At 60.7% G+C, this 16,555-nt stretch carries 17 protein-coding genes; 11 read left to right on the plus strand and 6 right to left on the minus strand.

Features of this window, described 5'->3' with window-relative positions; all coding sequences use genetic code 11:
- The first annotated feature begins 8 nt into the window (after nucleotides 1-8).
- From K9857_RS07680 to K9857_RS07700, 5 genes are all read left to right on the plus strand, one after another.
- Nucleotides 9-1,151: a DUF1120 domain-containing protein gene (locus K9857_RS07680; RefSeq protein WP_224534403.1), complete on the plus strand. Its 1,143-nt coding sequence runs from the start codon at nucleotides 9-11 to the stop codon at nucleotides 1,149-1,151.
- A 79-nt stretch (nucleotides 1,152-1,230) separates the two neighbouring features.
- On the plus strand, nucleotides 1,231-1,851 hold the full coding sequence (locus tag K9857_RS07685) for a DUF1120 domain-containing protein (RefSeq protein WP_224534405.1): 621 nt from the start codon (nucleotides 1,231-1,233) through the stop codon (nucleotides 1,849-1,851).
- Nucleotides 1,852-1,942: 91 nt separating this feature from the next.
- Complete coding sequence (locus tag K9857_RS07690; RefSeq protein WP_224534406.1) at nucleotides 1,943-2,563, plus strand: DUF1120 domain-containing protein; 621 nt, start codon at nucleotides 1,943-1,945, stop codon at nucleotides 2,561-2,563.
- Nucleotides 2,564-2,653: 90 nt separating this feature from the next.
- Nucleotides 2,654-3,271 carry a DUF1120 domain-containing protein gene (locus K9857_RS07695; RefSeq protein ID WP_224534408.1) on the plus strand — a complete coding sequence of 206 codons (618 nt, stop codon included), beginning with the start codon at nucleotides 2,654-2,656 and terminating at the stop codon, nucleotides 3,269-3,271.
- A gap of 98 nt (nucleotides 3,272-3,369) precedes the next feature.
- Entirely contained in the window at nucleotides 3,370-4,014 is a 645-nt protein-coding gene (locus tag K9857_RS07700; RefSeq protein WP_224534410.1) for a DUF1120 domain-containing protein, read from the plus strand.
- A 1-nt stretch (nucleotide 4,015) separates the two neighbouring features.
- Here K9857_RS07700 and K9857_RS07705 read toward each other — a convergent pair whose 3' ends face one another.
- Both K9857_RS07705 and K9857_RS07710 read right to left on the minus strand, forming a co-directional pair.
- Nucleotides 4,016-5,317, minus strand: coding sequence for a CynX/NimT family MFS transporter (locus K9857_RS07705; RefSeq protein WP_224534412.1), 1,302 nt, complete (start codon nucleotides 5,315-5,317; stop codon nucleotides 4,016-4,018).
- Nucleotides 5,307-5,966 (minus strand): FadR/GntR family transcriptional regulator, encoded by a 660-nt coding sequence (locus tag K9857_RS07710; RefSeq protein ID WP_224534414.1) that lies wholly within the window; start codon nucleotides 5,964-5,966, stop codon nucleotides 5,307-5,309. The genes K9857_RS07705 and K9857_RS07710 overlap by 11 nt, the downstream gene beginning before the upstream one ends.
- Before the next feature lie 164 nt (nucleotides 5,967-6,130).
- Between K9857_RS07710 and K9857_RS07715 the strand changes: the two genes are divergently transcribed.
- Nucleotides 6,131-6,442: a type II toxin-antitoxin system MqsR family toxin gene (locus K9857_RS07715; RefSeq protein WP_224534416.1), complete on the plus strand. Its 312-nt coding sequence runs from the start codon at nucleotides 6,131-6,133 to the stop codon at nucleotides 6,440-6,442.
- The gene (locus tag K9857_RS07720; protein ID WP_224534417.1) at nucleotides 6,439-6,918 is read left to right on the plus strand and encodes a type II toxin-antitoxin system MqsA family antitoxin; all 480 of its coding nucleotides are present in this window, start codon (nucleotides 6,439-6,441) and stop codon (nucleotides 6,916-6,918) included. Before K9857_RS07715 ends, K9857_RS07720 begins: the two co-directional genes overlap by 4 nt.
- 193 nt (nucleotides 6,919-7,111) lie before the next feature.
- Here K9857_RS07720 and K9857_RS07725 read toward each other — a convergent pair whose 3' ends face one another.
- The 4 genes from K9857_RS07725 to K9857_RS07740 form a co-directional block, all read right to left on the minus strand.
- Complete coding sequence (locus tag K9857_RS07725; protein ID WP_016771581.1) at nucleotides 7,112-7,876, minus strand: amino acid ABC transporter ATP-binding protein; 765 nt, start codon at nucleotides 7,874-7,876, stop codon at nucleotides 7,112-7,114.
- Nucleotides 7,877-7,904: 28 nt separating this feature from the next.
- The gene (locus K9857_RS07730; RefSeq protein ID WP_224534419.1) at nucleotides 7,905-9,002 is read right to left on the minus strand and encodes an amino acid ABC transporter permease; all 1,098 of its coding nucleotides are present in this window, start codon (nucleotides 9,000-9,002) and stop codon (nucleotides 7,905-7,907) included.
- Nucleotides 9,003-9,012: 10 nt separating this feature from the next.
- Entirely contained in the window at nucleotides 9,013-10,194 is a 1,182-nt protein-coding gene (locus tag K9857_RS07735) for an amino acid ABC transporter permease (protein ID WP_224534430.1), read from the minus strand.
- Nucleotides 10,195-10,259: 65 nt separating this feature from the next.
- Nucleotides 10,260-11,291 carry an amino acid ABC transporter substrate-binding protein gene (locus K9857_RS07740; protein WP_224534432.1) on the minus strand — a complete coding sequence of 344 codons (1,032 nt, stop codon included), beginning with the start codon at nucleotides 11,289-11,291 and terminating at the stop codon, nucleotides 10,260-10,262.
- A 469-nt stretch (nucleotides 11,292-11,760) separates the two neighbouring features.
- Here K9857_RS07740 and K9857_RS07745 point away from each other — a divergent pair, with 469 nt between their 5' ends.
- The 4 genes from K9857_RS07745 to K9857_RS07760 all read left to right on the plus strand — a co-directional run bounded on the left by K9857_RS07745 (nucleotide 11,761) and on the right by K9857_RS07760 (nucleotide 16,456).
- Nucleotides 11,761-12,417, plus strand: coding sequence for an alpha/beta hydrolase (locus K9857_RS07745; protein ID WP_224534433.1), 657 nt, complete (start codon nucleotides 11,761-11,763; stop codon nucleotides 12,415-12,417).
- Nucleotides 12,418-12,528: 111 nt separating this feature from the next.
- A complete protein-coding gene (gene rhlB, locus K9857_RS07750) occupies nucleotides 12,529-14,028 on the plus strand; it encodes an ATP-dependent RNA helicase RhlB (RefSeq protein WP_224534442.1) in 1,500 nt (499 codons plus the stop codon).
- Nucleotides 14,029-14,155: 127 nt separating this feature from the next.
- A complete protein-coding gene (locus K9857_RS07755) occupies nucleotides 14,156-15,103 on the plus strand; it encodes an ornithine cyclodeaminase family protein (RefSeq protein ID WP_224534452.1) in 948 nt (315 codons plus the stop codon).
- A gap of 225 nt (nucleotides 15,104-15,328) precedes the next feature.
- On the plus strand, nucleotides 15,329-16,456 hold the full coding sequence (locus K9857_RS07760; RefSeq protein WP_224534454.1) for an NAD(P)/FAD-dependent oxidoreductase: 1,128 nt from the start codon (nucleotides 15,329-15,331) through the stop codon (nucleotides 16,454-16,456).
- Nucleotides 16,457-16,555 lie beyond the last annotated feature (99 nt).

Raw genomic sequence — 16,555 nt, forward strand, 5'->3', positions numbered from 1 at the left:
GGATGACCATGAACCTGTCCCGCTTTTTACTGGCCACCCTCGCGCCTCTGGCGTTGAGCGGTTTCACGCCTCAGGCCTGGGCCTCGGCTGAAGACTGCCAGTTCAATCTCAGCCAGCCGCTGCTGGATTACGGCCTGATGAACCGGGCGATCCGCGCCGATTCGGCTGCCGAGCGCAATCTGGGCGAACGCCGCTTGAGCCTGAACCTGAGCTGCGCCGCGCCCACCGACATGAGCCTGTTCTACCGGGCCATGGCGGCGACGGCCCAGCGCTTTCACTTCGCTGACCGTGGCAGTTATCAGATTCGCGTTCGCGATGCGGTGCTCGACGGTCAGTCCGTGGAGCTCGGGCTAATTGCCGGAGCGGGCCAGCCGCCTTCGGAAACTTCTTCAAATTTGATCTGGCGCCCGGAGCACGGCGTAGTCCCGGTACGGTCCGGCGCGCCGACTCAGGGCCGCACGTTCTCGGCGCAGCTTGAGGTGACGGCCTGGGTCCAGGAACAAGGCATGCAGATTCGGGACTCCGTGACTTGGGAAGCCAACGGCGTGTTCGATGCCATCGGTGCCGACCGCAGCCGCGAGACAACCTTGCGTGCGCGCTTCGCTCCGGCCGCATGCGAACCGACGCTGTCCAATGGCGGCGTGGTCGACTTCGGCAACCTGACCATCAACGACCTCAACCCCGACAAACCCACCCGACTGCCGCCGCGCTCATTGATGTTGCGTGTCGGCTGCGATGCGCCCACCGCGTTCGCCCTGATCATGCACGACAACCGCGCAGGCTCGGCGACCGTCGACAGCGAGATCTACTACGGCCTCGGCACCGACGGGCGCAACAACAAGATCGGCCTGTACTCGGTGAATGTCGACCCGGCCGACGCCAGCGCCGACAGCTTCGCGCGCCTCTATCGGACCGACTCCACCACCGCCGGCGTGGCCTGGAGCACGTCCAGCGCCAACCCGATTTCCATCGCCAGAAACAGCTACCTGAGTTTCACCGCCAGCGCCGGCAGCAATGCCGGCCCCGAGATGATCCAGAACCTCAGCACCACGGTCACCGTCGACGCCGTGATCGCGCCCAGCAACAGCCTCGATTTGAGCAACGCCATCGACCTCGATGGCGCGGGGACGATCGAGATTATTTATCTGTAACACCAACCAAAACCCTGCCGAACCCGGGGCGAATGCCACGAGCCAGGTGGGAATACAACCAAGGAAGTGAGTCGTAAAAATGAAGAAGTACCTTGCAGCTTTGTCCGCCACTGCACTCGTCAGCATCGCGCCGCATGCGATGGCCGCGTCGAGCGCTGATCTCGCCGTCACCGGCTCTATCACGCCGACCGCTTGCACGCCGAGCCTGTCCGGTAACGGCAATGTCGACTACGGCAAGATTTCGTCGAAGGACTTGAGCCTGGACAACAACACTGAGCTGGAACAGCGCACTGTGTTCCTCACCGTCAATTGCGATGCCGCCACCCGTTTCGCGCTGCAGGGCATCGACAACCGTCTGGGCTCCAGCAATACGGTCTCGGCCTTCGGTCTTGGGAAAATCAACGGTACCCAGAATCTGGGGCGTTACATGTTGGGCATGGCCAGCGCTGTCGCAGACGGCGTGGCGGTACAGCCGATCAAATCCAAGGACGGGCAAACCGACTGGCACGGCCACATCTTCTGGATGCCCGGCGATTACGCATCGGTAGCCAGCACGGCTGACCTCACCCAGCCGATTCTGGTCAAGGACATGGACATGGAGCTGCTCATCGGCACGTTGATCTACCCGGCCAGAGGCCTGGACCTGACCAACGAGGTGAACATCGACGGTTCGGCGACGCTGGAAATGAAATACCTGTAAGGCCTGACGCTGAACTGCTCACAGCGTCATGGCGCGTGAGCGGTTCGGTCTCCATAAGAAGAACGACCTTTAATCACGGAGCTAACCAAACATGAAAAATTATCTGGCAGTACTGTCCACCACCGCATTGATCAGCTTTGCGCCGTATGCGCTGGCGGCGTCCAGTACGGATCTGAGTGTTACCGGGACGATTACACCGAGTGCTTGTGCGGTGAGTTTGTCCGGTGGCGGGAGTATCGATATAGGGAAGGTTTCGGCGAAGGATCTTAAGCCCACATCTAGCACACAAGTCGGCGTCAACCCTCTGCAACTGACCATGACCTGTGATTCAGCGACCCTTGTTGCCCTGAAATCAATCGACAACAAAGAAGGGACAGCCACGGAAGACGTCTACTTTGGATTGGGTTTGACCAACGCCGGAGAAAAGCTCGGCTTCTCCATGCTGGCGATCAACCAGACCACCGCGGATGCGCAAGTGGCTCAGGCCATTGGGTCGACCGATGGAGGGGCGACCTGGGATAGAGCACGCGTCGTAAACAAAACTCTATTGCTTTCAGTTGGCACCGCCGCCGACCCGGGTACTCCGATTCAGGTCAAAGACGTTCTTATGGACATGGAGGTCCATACCTTCATCGCCCGTGCCGACAGCCTGACCCTCACCGACGAAGTCACCATCGACGGCTCCGCCACCATCGAAGTGAAGTACCTGTAAGGCCACGCCGCTGAACTGCTCACAGCGTCGCGGCGCGTGAGCGGTTCGGTGTCGAACTTGAACCTCACACTTTCAACAGATGAGCATCCAATGAAGCAGTATTTCGCAGCACTTGCCGCCACCACATTGATAAGCCTTGCGCCGCATGCAGTGGCTTCCACCACCGACCTGACCCTCACCGGCACCATCACGCCGGCGGCCTGCACACCCAACCTGTCGGAAGGCGGCGTGGTCGACCTCGGGAAAATTTCGAAGAGCGATCTCAACCTGACCGGCAACACAGTCGTAGGCACACAGACGATGTACTTGAACGTCAGCTGTGTCTCTCCGGCCAAATTCGCCCTGCGTTCGATCGACAACAAAGCCGGAACACCGTCCAACCGAGACTGGTATGGCCTGGGCCTGACCGAAGCCGGCGAGAAGATCGGATTCCTTATCCCGATCATGAAGAGCACCCTGGCTGACGGGCAAACGGCGCAGTCGATCATTTCGTGGGACAACGGCGCGGTCTGGACCGGCCACCATCACCTGAGGCCGAACCTGCTGATATCGGCCGCGGCGCCCTCTGACCACTCCACCCCGATCCCCGTCCAGGACCTCGCGCTCGAGCTGGCGCTGACCACCTACATCGCCCGCGCCGACAGCCTCACCTTGACCGACGAGGTCAATGTCGACGGCTCGGTGACCTTTGAAATGAAGTACCTCTAACAAGTAGCTCTAATAAGTAGCTCTAAAAAGAAAACCGCTCGCACCGGGATCGGTGCGAGCGGTTCATTGAATCCGTCTAACGAAAAGGAACTTCGCGAATGAAACCTCAGTTCGCTGTATTCGCTTTATTGATCAGCACCGCGCCCCTCGCTCTCGCCGCATCGACCGTCGACCTGACCGTCAAAGGCAAAATCACTCCCATCGCCTGCACCCCGGGCCTGTCCAACAACGGCCTGGTCGACTACGGAAAAATCTCCTACAAGAGCCTGAGCGCCGACAAGCGCACGCAGTTGCACGACAAGACCCTGGACTTCACCTTGCAGTGCAACGGCCCGGCGCGTTTCGCCCTTGTGATGCGCGACAATCGCGACGGCTCGGCCATCGTCAACAGCGAGATTTACTACGGGCTCAATCACGACAACAGCGGCAACAAGATCGGCCTGTATTCGCTGAACTTCGACCCGACCCAGACCGTGGTCGATGGCTGGTCCCAGGTGTTTCGCACCGACTCCACCACCGGCGGCGTGGCGTGGAGTTCGTCCAACAGCCGCTCGATTCCGATTGGTGCCCGCAGCTACCTGGGCTTCACTGATGTGGCCGGCAGCAGCGCCGGACCGATCGCCATCCAGAGCCTGAGCAGCCGGGTGACCATCGAAACCGTCATCGCGCCCACCGCCGAGCTGGATGTCAGCACCGACATTCAACTCGACGGCTCGGCGACGCTGGACGTGGTTTACCTTTGACTCAGACCTTCTCGCTGACCACCTGGACATACAACGAACGCCCGGCGCCAAGCCCCGCACTGATGGCGCCGAGGCCGAGCACAGCGAAGATCCAGCCCACGGCGTTCCAGCCGCCGGTCCAGTCGTGGACGATGCCCACCGCGAACGGGCCCATGGACGCCAGGGTGTAACCGAAGCCCTGGGCCATGCTCGACAGGTTGGCCGCCACGTGGGAATCGCGCGATCGCAGCACGATCAGGGTCAAGGCCAGGCTGAATGTGGCGCCCTGCCCCAGGCCAAGCAGAATCGCCCAGCCCCACAGGCCTTCGATCGGTGCGTAGAGGCAACCGAACAGACCGCCGAGGGTCATTACCATGACCACCACGATGGCCGGGCGTTGATCCTTACCGCGTGTGGCCAGCCAGGGCGCGGCCAGCGAGCTGATCAACTGAACGATCACCGAACCGGACAGCACCAGACCGGCCTGGGTCGGGGTCAGGCCGCGACCGATGAGGATCGACGGCAACCAGCCGAACACGATGTAGGCCAGGGACGATTGCAGGCCCATGTACAGCGTCACCTGCCAGGCCAGCGGATCGCGCAGCAGGCCGCGCACGCGATAGGCGACCTGATGCGAGCCGTGTTTCTGACCGGTTTGCGGCAGCCAGAAAATCGCCGCGGCGAGTGCCGGAACCACCCAGAAGCCCAGGCCCAAGGCCCAGCTTTTATCGAAGTGTTCGCTCAACGGCACGGTCGCACCCGCCGCCATCGCCGCGCCCAGGCACAGGGCCATGGTGTAGACGCCGGTCATGGTGCCGGCCTGTTTCGGGAAGTCGCGCTTGACGATGCCCGGCAGCAGCACGCCGATGATGCCGATGCTCGCACCTGCCAGCACGCTGCCGGCGAACAGGCCGATCGGCCCGAAGGAACTGCGCAGGATGATGCCGCAGGCCAACGTCAGGAGAATGCCCAGCACCACGCGTTCGGCGCCGAAACGTCGCGCCAGCACCGGCGCCAGTGGCGCGAACAGGCCAAGGCAGAGCACCGGCAGAGTCGTCAGCAAACCGGCCTGGGACGCCGACAATCCGAGGCTTTTCGACACCTCGCTGAGCATCGGCGCCATGCTCGACAGCGCCGGGCGCAGGTTCAGCGCCACCAGAATCAGCCCCAGCAACAGCAGCCATGGCCGGCGCAGGACCGGATGGTTTTGCTGCACCTGCGCGTCATCGGCCTCGGCGTCGATCAGCAACTCATCGAGTTCCGCCGTGCGTTTGGAATGGGGAGTCTGGTTGCTGGACATGGTGTTCTCGGTTTCAAGGTTCATTGATCAACTGCCTCGACAAGGCTTTGGCCCGCTCGGGGTCCCGTTGCTCGACGGCATCGAGCAGTTCGATATGCAGGTCGAACACTTCCTGACGCCGCGGGGTGACATTCAGGCAGTGGCGCAATTGCTCGCCGACGACGCTGGAGAAATAGCGATACAACTCGCTGAGGGTGGGGTTGTGCGCGGCGTCGACAAGACGCCGGTGGAACACCAGATCGCAGGCGATGTAGGTGTCGAGATCACCGTGGTAGTGGCTGCCGCTGACGCCTAGCGCTTGGCGCAAGGCCACCAGGTCCTCCTCGGTCCGGCGCAAGGCTGCCAGGCCAATCGCCTCGACCTCGAGGATGTGCCGGGTCTCCCGCGCATGCTCCAACGAGCACTGTGAGAGCACTTTCACGGTATCCAGCGGATCGACCACCGCTCGCAAGTAACTGCCGTCGCCCTGACGGATCTCGATCAACCCGGAAAACGCCAACACCCGCATGGCTTCACGCACGGTGTTGCGGCTGATGCCCAGCTCGGCAGACAGCTCGGGTTCGGTGGGCAGCCGCTGGCCGACCACCCATACGCCCCGGTTGATGCGCTGTCGCAGCTGATCCAGGGCCTGGTCTACCAGGGATCGTTTTACTAGTGGAGAAAGTTCTGACATTGGATTCGCCCTTTCATCCAATCATAGGATGAATTTTCCTACAGGGTAATCAGCTCCGAGTAGGACGGCAACTGCCTACGGTCAGTGGGAGGGAAAAGAGCGGGATTTTCGATTAGTCAAAATTACCCTTTAAGGGTAATTTCAGGGACAGGGTTCAGTTTCTTATGGAAAAGAAAACACCTCATTACAACCTCGCGTTGATAAAGGCGGATGTGCGGCGTTTGGGGATAAAGGCGTTCACAAAGACGGCGAGGGGAAACGCCAGGGATCTCGGTTTCAGCATCACGGAAATGCAGGAAGCTGTCTTCGGACTGGAACGCGACATGTTGTACAAATCGATGACCACCTATGACGATCACAGAGTCTGGCAGGACGTCTATCACGCTCATACGTGTGGTCTGGAGATCTACATCAAGGTGACCTGCTGCACAGACGGCGAACCTCCGGTGATCTCTTTCAAGGAGAGAAAATCATGAAAACAAAACAATGCTTCAGTTGTGGTAGAAGTGACGGGATGACGCACTTCGAAGGTCGTGGTGAAACCATGATCGTCAAAGGCATGGAGCGTCGGCTGGATGACTTGTCTGGCTGGGAATGCCAAGCCTGCGGGGAAGTCATACACGATCCGGATTCCGCAGAGCGATATTCAGACGCATGTGATGAATTGGTCATTGCCGCCAGACGGATGATTGGCAACGAAATGAAGCAGATCCGCCGCAAGCTGAATTTGTCGCAAAAGGAAGCAGTCCTGCTGCTTTCCGGCGGCGGGCATAACGCGTTTTCCCGTTATGAACGCGGCGAGGTGCTAGCGCCGAAGACGTTGGTATTGCTGATGCGCCTGCTCGATCGGTATCCGCACTTACTGGTCGATGCGAAATCCCTGGCTGAAGGTGCGGATTTGCGGGGTTCGAAAAGCATCGTGCATAAAGAACACGAAACCCTCACCACCTGACACCGTCACCTGTAGGAGCGAGCATGCTCGCGATGGTCGTCAACGAAGACGCTGGGCACCTGACACCCCGCAGTGTTCCGAATTGCATCGCGAGCATGCTCGCTCCTACAGGGTTCTGCGTATTCGTCAGGCAAAAATAAACCCGGACCAGGTCCGGGTTTATTTCGTTACCAGCTTCGTTACCAAATGCCGATCAATGCAGAATCTGGCTCAGGAACAACTTGGTGCGATCGTTCTGCGGGTTGTCGAAGAAGTCGTTCGGCGCGGCCTGTTCGACGATTTCGCCCTTGTCCATGAAGATCACGCGGTTGGCCACGGTGCGGGCGAAGCCCATTTCGTGGGTCACGCAGAGCATGGTCATGCCGTCTTCGGCCAGGCCGATCATGGTGTCCAGAACCTCTTTCACCATCTCCGGGTCGAGCGCCGACGTCGGTTCGTCGAACAGCATGATTTTCGGTTTCATGCACAGCGCGCGCGCGATCGCCACACGCTGCTGCTGACCGCCGGACAGTTGCCCCGGGTACTTGTGCGCCTGCTCCGGAATGCGTACGCGTTCCAGGTAATGCATGGCGATTTCCTCGGCCTTGCGCTTGGGCATCTTGCGTACCCACATCGGCGCCAGAGTGCAGTTCTGCAGAATGGTCAGGTGCGGGAACAGGTTGAAGTGCTGGAACACCATGCCGACTTCACGGCGGATCGCTTCGATCTGCTTGAGGTCGTTGGTCAGCTCCACGCCATCGACCACGATGCGGCCCTGCTGGTGCTCTTCCAGGCGGTTGAGGCAGCGGATGGTGGTGGACTTGCCCGAACCCGACGGACCGCACAGCACGATACGCTCGCCCTGCTTGACGTTGAGGTTGATGTCTTTCAACACGTGGAACTGGCCGTACCACTTGTTCACGCCCTGCATCTGAATAATGCCTTCAGGGCCCACAGGCTTCTTGATTGCTTCGCTCATCGGAAAACTTCCTAAATTAGGTAGCGACTTAGCGCTTGTGGCCTGTGTCGAGCTTGCGTTCCAGATGCATGGAATAGCGCGACATACCAAAACAGAAAATCCAGAACACCAAGGCGGCGAACACGTAGCCTTCGGTGGCCATGCCCAGCCATTTCGGGTCGGCGGCGGCTTGCTTGACGCTGTTGAGCAGGTCGAACAGGCCGATGATGATCACCAGGCTCGTGTCCTTGAACAGCGCGATGAAGGTGTTGACGATGCCCGGGATCACCAGCTTCAGGGCTTGCGGCAGGATCACCAGACCCATGCTGCGCCAGTAACCCAGGCCCATCGCCGCGGCCGCTTCGTACTGCCCTTTCGGAATCGCCTGCAGACCGCCGCGCACCACCTCGGCCACGTAGGCCGACTGGAACATGATCACGCCGATCAGCGCCCGCAGCAGCTTGTCGAAGTTCATGCCTTCAGGCAGGAACAGCGGCAGCATCACCGAGGACATGAACAGCACCGTGATCAACGGCACGCCGCGCCAGAATTCGATGAAGGTCACGCAGACCACTCGAATCGCCGGCATGTTCGAACGACGACCCAGCGCCAGAACGATCCCCAGCGGCAACGCACCGGCGATACCGACGGTGGCGATCACCAGGGTCAGCATCAGGCCGCCCCATTGGCTGGTCGCGACTTGAGGCATGCCGAACACGCCACCGTGCAACAGACACCAGGCGATGATCGGGTACAGCACCAGGAAGCACAGGCCGTACACCGCTTTGCGCGGGAAGCGCGAGATGAACAGCGGTGCCGCACCGAGGACCGCCAGCCACACGGTCAGGTCCACGCGCCAGCGCAGTTCCGGCGGGTAGTAGCCGTACATGAACTGGCCGAAACGCTGCTGGATGAACACCCAGCAGGCGCCTTCCTTGGTGCAGTCGGCGCGAGTGGTGCCGACCCAGTTGGCATCGAGGATCGCCCACTGGATGATTGGCGGAACCACCAGGTAGATCAGATAGAACGCGAACAGAGTCAGCAGGGTGTTGAGCCAGCTGGAGAACATGTTCGCGCGCATCCACGCCACGATACCGATGCTACTGCTCGGTGGCGGCATGTCAGGTTTGAAAGTATGAGTGCTCATGCGCTTTTCCTTACCGCTCGATCAGCGCAATGCGCTTGTTGTACCAGTTCATCAGCAGGGAAATGCTGATACTGATTGCCAGGTACACGCTCATGGTGATCGCAATCACCTCGATCGCCTGCCCGGTCTGGTTCAGCACGGTACCGGCGAACAGCGAGACCATTTCCGGATAACCGATACCGGCGGCCAGGGAGGAGTTTTTCACCAGGTTCAGGTACTGGCTGGTCAACGGCGGAATGATCACGCGCAGGGCTTGCGGGATGATCACCTTGCGCAGGGTCGGACCGTTGCGCAGGCCGAGCGAGTGCGCCGCTTCGGTCTGGCCGTGGCTGACGGACTTGATGCCCGAACGCACGATCTCGGCGATGAACGCCGCGGTGTACACGGTCAGCGCCAGGGTCAGTGCCAGCAGTTCCGGGATCAGGACCCAGCCACCGACGAAGTTGAAGCCCTTGAGCTCAGGCATTTCCCAGTGAACGGGCGAACCGAAGACCAGGGCGCACAGTGCCGGGATCACCAGGAACAACGCCAGGCCGACCCAGAACTTGTGGAACGGCTCGCCGGTCGCTTCGAAGCGCTTGTTGGCCCAGCGGCTCATCAGCACGATGGCGACGATAGCCACCACGACGCTGATCACGAACGGCCAGAAACCGTCGGCTGCCACTGCGGCCGGCATGTTCAGGCCACGGGCGCTGACGAAGAAGGTGTCACCGAAGTTGTGGCTGTTGCGCGGTCCCGGCATGGTCAGGAACACCGCGAAGTACCAGAACAGGATCTGCAGCAGCGGCGGGATGTTTCGGAAAACCTCCACATAGACGGTCGCCAGCTTGGCGATGATCCAGTTTTTCGAAAGACGGGCCACGCCGATGATGAAGCCCAGGATGGTCGCCAGAATCACGCCAATGAAGCTCACCAGCAAGGTGTTGAGCAGGCCGATGACGAACACGCGGGCATAGCTGTCCGCTTCGGTGTAGTCGATCAGGTGTTGAGCGATGCCGAAACCGGCACTGCGCTCCAGAAAGTCGAAACCGGAGGTGATGCCCCGGTGCTGAAGGTTGGTCTGGGTGTTGTCGAAAAGGTACCAGCCCATCGAGACCACCGCGACAATGGTGATGATCTGGAAGAGCCACGCACGCACTTTAGGATCGCTGAGGCTGAGCCTCTGCTTTGGTGCGCCGATTGAATTTTGCATGAAGTGCCCCGGTAATAATGGAACAGAACATCACCCGGCAGTTGGCCTGCCGGGTGATAGAACCATCAGCGCACTGGTGGTGCGTATTGAATGCCGCCAGCGTTCCACAGCGCGTTCAGGCCGCGGTCGATTTCCAGCGGAGTGCTCTTGCCGAGGTTTTTCTCGAACACTTCACCGTAGTTGCCGACCTGCTTGACGATCTGCACAACCCAGTCTTTCTTCACTTTCAGGTCTTTGCCGTATTCACCGTCGGCACCCAGCAGACGAGCGACGTCCGGGTTCTTGGTGGACTTGGCTTCGGCTTCCACGTTCTTGGAAGTGATGCCTGCCTCTTCAGCGTTGAGCATGGCGTAGCCAACCCAGCGCACGATGGCCAGCCACTCGTCGTCGCCGTTACGCACGACCGGGCCCAGAGGCTCCTTGGAAATGGTTTCCGGCAGAACCACGTAGTCCTTCGGCGCGGCCAGCTTGCTGCGCTGGGCGAACAGTTGGGACTTGTCGGAGGTCAGCACGTCGCAACGACCGGATTCCAGCGACTTGGCGCTTTCATCGGAGGTGTCGAAAGTGATCGGGGTGTATTTCAGACCGTTGCCACGGAAGTAGTCGGAAACGTTCAGCTCGGTGGTGGTACCGGCCTGGATGCAGATGGTCGCGCCGTCCAGTTCCTTGGCGCTCTTCACGCCCAGCTTGTTGTTCACCAGGAAGCCGATACCGTCGTAGTAGGTAATCATGCCCGGGAATTTCAGACCCATGCCGGCGTCGCGGGAGCTGGTCATGGTGGTGTTACGCGACAGGATGTCGATCTCGCCCGACTGCAGGGCGGTGAAACGCTCTTTGGCGTTCAACTGGCTGAACTTGACCTTGGTCGCATCGCCGAACACGGCAGCGGCCACAGCGCGGCAGTAGTCAGCATCGATACCGACGATCTTGCCGGTGGAGTCCGGAACCGAGAAGCCTGGCAGACCATCGCTGACGCCACACTGCACGAAACCTTTCTTCTGCACTGCATCCAGGGTTGCACCCGCCTGAGCGAACCCGCTGACACCGAGTACTGTTGCTGCAGTCACGATGGCCAGGGTGGATTTCAACATCTTCATTCAAAACCTCCAGTTTTGCTCTTGTTGTGTCGGAGCGTGAGTCCTGCCGCACCCTTTTGAGGCGTTGTCGACCCGTGTTGGCTTGTTGTTGGGTCAACCGACGTAGAGACCGTAGCTATGAGTCTAGTAGGAGAAAATCCACATAATGGACAACTCACTTCTCACCAATCGGCCGAACGGGCTGTAGCCCTTTCACGTTCGCGAAGCCCGTAGCGGCCTGTGGCGAACATCCATCACCGGATTCTTTGCTATCCCACCGCCAAAAATGGCCTGATAGTGTTACCGCCAGATGTGGGATCTTCGTACCAGCTCCCCTATAGCAAGGCCCGTACCACACCGACCATTTAAGCGGGAAAGCGACAGGTCAATAGCAAAACTTGTAACCTTGCGACATCTTCGTAACTGATCAACCAGACGCGCCCTCGAGCCCCGCACTTAATGAGAGCGCACGCACACAATTGGAGCAGACATGTCCGAGCCCTTGATTCTTCACCCCGCCAAGACAGAAGACGCCTGCGTCATCTGGCTGCACGGCCTGGGCGCCGATCGCTACGACTTCCTGCCGGTGGCCGAAGCCCTGCAGGAAACCCTGACCACCACCCGCTTCGTATTGCCCCAGGCACCGACCCGCGCCGTGACCATCAACGGCGGTTACGAGATGCCGAGCTGGTACGACATTTTGGCCATGAGCCCGGCGCGGGCGATCGACCGTGATCAGCTGGAAGCCTCCGCCGATCGCATCATCGAATTGATCGAACAACAGCGAGCCAGCGGAATAGACGCCTCGCGGATTTTTCTGGCAGGTTTTTCCCAGGGCGGCGCGGTGGTGTTACACACCGCGTTTCTGAAATGGCAGGGCCCGCTCGGTGGCGTACTTGCCCTCTCCACCTACGCCCCGACCTTCAGCGATGAGCTGGAACTGTCCGCCAGCCAGCAGCGTATTCCGGTGCTGTCGCTGCACGGTCAATACGACGACGTGGTGCAAAACTCGATGGGGCGCACCGCTTATGAGTATTTGAAGTCCCATGGTGTCACCGTGACATGGCAGGAGTACCCAATGGCCCACGAAGTGTTACCCGAGGAAATTCGCGACATCGGTGTGTGGCTTGCTGAACGTTTGCGCTAAACGTTTTACCGGCGTTTTTGTGTTTAAAAGCGCCCTTTGATCCACCCCACTACGCCGCGCCCGTTTCTTGCATTACACTGGCCGGCGTACATTCCTTAACCAATTGATGAGATGACCGTGCTCAAAGCACTCAAGAAAATGTTCGGTAAAAGCGAGACTGAGCAACTCGCGCCAGCCCCCAGCGCTCCGTCTCACCAGCCCAGCCACCGCACCGACGGTAATCAGCCTGGCCGGACCGCTCCTGCAGCGGCACCGAAAGACGAACCGCAACGTGAGCCAAAGCGTCCTCCAGCCGCCCAACCTGCGGCAAGCACTGCCCCCGAGCAGCCACGCAGCGAAACGCCGAAACCCGCCAAACCACGCCGCGAACCGAAGCCCAAGGCCCCGGTGATCCCTTGGAAACTCGAAGATTTCGTCGTCGAGCCCCAGGAAGGCAAGACCCGCTTCCACGACTTCAAGCTCTCCCCGGAACTGATGCATGCCATCCAGGACCTGGGCTTTCCTTATTGCACGCCGATCCAGGCGCAGGTGCTGGGCTTCACCCTCGCCGGCAAAGACGCCATCGGCCGCGCCCAGACGGGCACCGGCAAGACCGCCGCGTTCCTGATTTCGATCATCACCCAGCTGCTGCAGACTCCGCCGCCGAAAGAGCGCTACATGGGCGAGCCACGGGCGCTGATCATCGCGCCGACCCGCGAGCTGGTAGTGCAGATCGCCAAGGACGCCGCGGACCTGACCAAGTACACGGGCCTGAACGTCATGACGTTCGTCGGCGGCATGGATTTCGACAAGCAGCTCAAGCACCTCGAAGCGCGTCACTGCGACATCCTCGTGGCCACGCCTGGCCGCCTGCTGGACTTCAACCAGCGCGGCGACGTGCACCTGGACATGGTCGAAGTGATGGTGTTGGACGAAGCCGACCGCATGCTCGACATGGGTTTCATCCCGCAAGTGCGCCAGATCATTCGCCAGACGCCGCCGAAGTCCGAACGCCAGACGCTGCTGTTCTCCGCGACCTTCACCGAAGACGTGATGAACCTGGCCAAGCAGTGGACCACCGATCCTGCCATCGTCGAGATCGAAGCCACCAATGTTGCCAGCGACAACGTCGAGCAGCACATCTATGCGGTGGCCGGTGCCGACAAGTACAAACTGCTCTACAACCTGGTCAACGACAATGGCTGGGAGCGGGTCATCGTGTTCGCCAACCGCAAGGATGAAGTGCGGCGCATCGAGGAACGCCTGGTGCGCGACGGCATCAACGCCGCGCAACTGTCGGGCGACGTGCCGCAGCACAAGCGCATCAAGACTCTGGAAGGTTTCCGCGAAGGCAAGATCCGCGTGCTGGTGGCTACCGACGTGGCGGGTCGCGGGATCCACATCGACGGCATCAGCCACGTGATCAACTTCACCCTGCCGGAAGTGCCGGACGATTACGTGCACCGTATCGGCCGGACCGGTCGTGCGGGTGCCGACGGTGTTTCCATCAGCTTTGCCGGTGAAGACGACTCCTACCAGCTACCGGCCATCGAAGAGATGCTGGGCAAGAAGATCAGCTGCGAAATGCCGCCGACCCATCTGTTGCGGGCGGTTGAGCGCAAACGTCCATAACGGACACGGTGTAAAAAGAGGCGCAGACCGGAAACGGACTGCGCTTTTTTTTCGCCCGGATATTGCGAGACAGATCTAAAAGTCCATAATGGACAAATTAGTTTATAAACCGCTTCCGGAGTCGACCATGTCCAGCACCCCCTACGTGATCACCCAACCTCAGGCCCGCGAGTTGCTGGCCCAGGTCGACGTGCCTCAGATCCTGCGCAAACTGTTCCGCGACCTGGCCGCCGGGCAAGCGGTGCAGCCGGCGCAGCAACTGGTGGAGTTTCCACAAGGGGCTGGCGACTTCATCAATTACTTGGGCGTGCTGGCGGAAGATGGCGTGTACGGGGTCAAGACTTCGCCTTACATCGTCCGCGAACAGGGGCCATTGGTGACGGCCTGGACTTTGTTGATGTCGATGCAGACGGGCCAGCCGCTGTTGTTGTGCGATGCCGGTGAGCTGACCATAGCGCGCACCGCCGCGACCACTGCCGTGGCCATCGATGCCCTGGCACCACTGAAGGCCTCGCGCCTGGCAATCATCGGCAGCGGCAAAGTGGCCCAGGCCCATGTGCATTATGTGAAGGGTCTGCGTGACTGGCAGAGCATCAGCATTTACTCGCCGGGGCTGAGCGAGAGCAGCGCCGAGGAGCAGACGCAGATCAGAAACCTCGATCCGCGTTTGAATATCGTCGACAGTCGTGAAGTGGCGATGGCCGATGCGGATGTGATCATGCTGTGCACCTCGTCCGCAGGACCGGTGATCGACCCGTCCATTTTGAGCAAGCCAGCGCTGATTACTTCCATCAGCACCAACGCCCCGCGCGCCCACGAAGTACCGCCGCAGAGCCTCAACGACATGCAGGTGTTCTGCGACTACCGCGTGACTACCCCGGGCTCGGCCGGGGAAATGCTGATTGCCGGCGAACAGCATGGCTGGAACAAGAGCGCGATCCTCGGCGATCTGCCGGATTTGCTCAGCGAAAAAGTGCAGCGCCCGGCTTATGACCGGCATGTGTTCTTTCGCTCCATTGGTTTGGGGCTGGAAGATATTGCGTTGGCGAATGCCATTTACCGTTTGCAGCGCTAAACAGATACCTACTGCAGGCATACATCCTTGTGGCGAGGGGGCTTGCCCCCGCTGGGTGGCGAAGCCGCCCCAAAACCTGCCAACTCGTTTTTTCAGGTACACCGCGTTTTTCGGTTTTGCGACGGCTCCGCCGCCGAACGGGGGCAAGCCCCCTCGCCACAAAGGCCGCGCCCTCACCCGGGAAATGTTCATAATTTTGGCATCACGCCCCATCAGGAGACGTTCATGAGCCAGGCAGACTTCATCATCATCGGCGGCGGGATTGCCGGCGCTTCCACCGGTTTCTGGCTGTCGCAGCACGGGCGCGTGGTTGTGCTCGAGCGCGAGTCGCACCCGGCCTATCACTCCACCGGGCGCTCGGCGGCGCTGTTCACCGCAGCCTACGGCACACCCCAGGTACGCGCCCTGACCCTGGCCAGCCGTGATTTCTTCGACACCCCGCCCAGCGGTTTCTGCGAGCACCCGCTGCTGACCCCACGCGGTGAGATGACCGTGGACTTCACCGGCGATCCGGACGAGCTGAACAGCCAATACCAAAGCGCCAAGTCCACAGTGCCCGAGATGCAACTACTCAGCGTCGACGAGGCCTGCGAGCTGGTACCGATCCTGCGTCGGGAGAAAGTCCACGGCGCGCTCTACGATCCGACCGCCAGCGACATCGATACCGATGCCCTGCATCAGGGCTACCTGCGTGGCATCCGCCGCAACAAAAGCGAAGTGCATACCGACTGCGAAGTGCAGGGTTTGTCCCGCAATACCGAAGGCCTGTGGCAGGTGCAGACCTCCACTGGCACCTTCAGCGCGAAGATCATCATCAACGCCGCCGGCGCCTGGGCCGACAAGATCGGCGAACTCGCCGGCGCCCGCCCGCTGGGCCTGCAACCCAAGCGTCGCGCGGCCTTCATCTTCGCCGGCCCCGAGGGAGTGGACATTCACCATTGGCCGATGCTGGTCAGCCTCGACGAGTCCTTCTATATGAAGCCAGACGCCGGCATGTTTCTCGGCTCACCGGCCAACGCCGACCCGGTCGAGCCTCACGACGTGCAGCCTGAAGAGCTGGACATCGCCATGGGCATCTACCAGATCGAAGAAGCCACCACCCTGACCATCCGCCGTCCGACCCGCACCTGGGCCGGGTTGCGCAGCTTCGTCAGTGACGGCGACCTGCTGTCCGGTTTCGATCCACAGGTGCCGGGCCTGTTCTGGGTCGCGGCGCAAGGCGGCTACGGCATCCAGACCTCGCCAGCCATGGGCCAGGCCAGCGCAGCTTTGGTTCGCGGTGATGCGCTGCCTGAGCAACTGACCCGTTTCGGCCTGAACGCCGAGATGCTCTCCCCTGCTCGCCTGGGCTGATCGCTACCCACCTGAGCCAGCCTCGCGTGACGCGCCGACACGATTGCGGCACACTTTCAGAGCCCCGTTCCACGGGGCGCTGATGCTGCCCGGAGCCCC

The sequence above is a fragment of the Pseudomonas sp. REP124 genome, assembly GCF_020164475.1.
Lineage (GTDB): Bacteria > Pseudomonadota > Gammaproteobacteria > Pseudomonadales > Pseudomonadaceae > Aquipseudomonas.

Excerpts from the sequence above, each read along its gene's own strand:
- rhlB (WP_224534442.1), top strand. The coding sequence starts at position 12,529 with ATGACCGTGCTCAAAGCACTCAAGAAAATGTTCGGTAAAAGCGAGACT.
- K9857_RS07715 (WP_224534416.1), top strand. The coding sequence starts at position 6,131 with ATGGAAAAGAAAACACCTCATTACAACCTCGCGTTGATAAAGGCGGAT.
- K9857_RS07735 (WP_224534430.1), bottom strand. The coding sequence starts at position 10,194 with ATGCAAAATTCAATCGGCGCACCAAAGCAGAGGCTCAGCCTCAGCGAT.
- K9857_RS07725 (WP_016771581.1), bottom strand. The coding sequence starts at position 7,876 with ATGAGCGAAGCAATCAAGAAGCCTGTGGGCCCTGAAGGCATTATTCAG.
- K9857_RS07755 (WP_224534452.1), top strand. The coding sequence starts at position 14,156 with ATGTCCAGCACCCCCTACGTGATCACCCAACCTCAGGCCCGCGAGTTG.
- K9857_RS07685 (WP_224534405.1), top strand. The coding sequence starts at position 1,231 with ATGAAGAAGTACCTTGCAGCTTTGTCCGCCACTGCACTCGTCAGCATC.
- K9857_RS07700 (WP_224534410.1), top strand. The coding sequence starts at position 3,370 with ATGAAACCTCAGTTCGCTGTATTCGCTTTATTGATCAGCACCGCGCCC.
- K9857_RS07720 (WP_224534417.1), top strand. The coding sequence starts at position 6,439 with ATGAAAACAAAACAATGCTTCAGTTGTGGTAGAAGTGACGGGATGACG.
- K9857_RS07710 (WP_224534414.1), bottom strand. The coding sequence starts at position 5,966 with ATGTCAGAACTTTCTCCACTAGTAAAACGATCCCTGGTAGACCAGGCC.
- K9857_RS07760 (WP_224534454.1), top strand. The coding sequence starts at position 15,329 with ATGAGCCAGGCAGACTTCATCATCATCGGCGGCGGGATTGCCGGCGCT.
- K9857_RS07745 (WP_224534433.1), top strand. The coding sequence starts at position 11,761 with ATGTCCGAGCCCTTGATTCTTCACCCCGCCAAGACAGAAGACGCCTGC.
- K9857_RS07690 (WP_224534406.1), top strand. The coding sequence starts at position 1,943 with ATGAAAAATTATCTGGCAGTACTGTCCACCACCGCATTGATCAGCTTT.
- K9857_RS07740 (WP_224534432.1), bottom strand. The coding sequence starts at position 11,291 with ATGAAGATGTTGAAATCCACCCTGGCCATCGTGACTGCAGCAACAGTA.
- K9857_RS07730 (WP_224534419.1), bottom strand. The coding sequence starts at position 9,002 with ATGAGCACTCATACTTTCAAACCTGACATGCCGCCACCGAGCAGTAGC.
- K9857_RS07705 (WP_224534412.1), bottom strand. The coding sequence starts at position 5,317 with ATGAACCTTGAAACCGAGAACACCATGTCCAGCAACCAGACTCCCCAT.
- K9857_RS07680 (WP_224534403.1), top strand. The coding sequence starts at position 9 with ATGAACCTGTCCCGCTTTTTACTGGCCACCCTCGCGCCTCTGGCGTTG.
- K9857_RS07695 (WP_224534408.1), top strand. The coding sequence starts at position 2,654 with ATGAAGCAGTATTTCGCAGCACTTGCCGCCACCACATTGATAAGCCTT.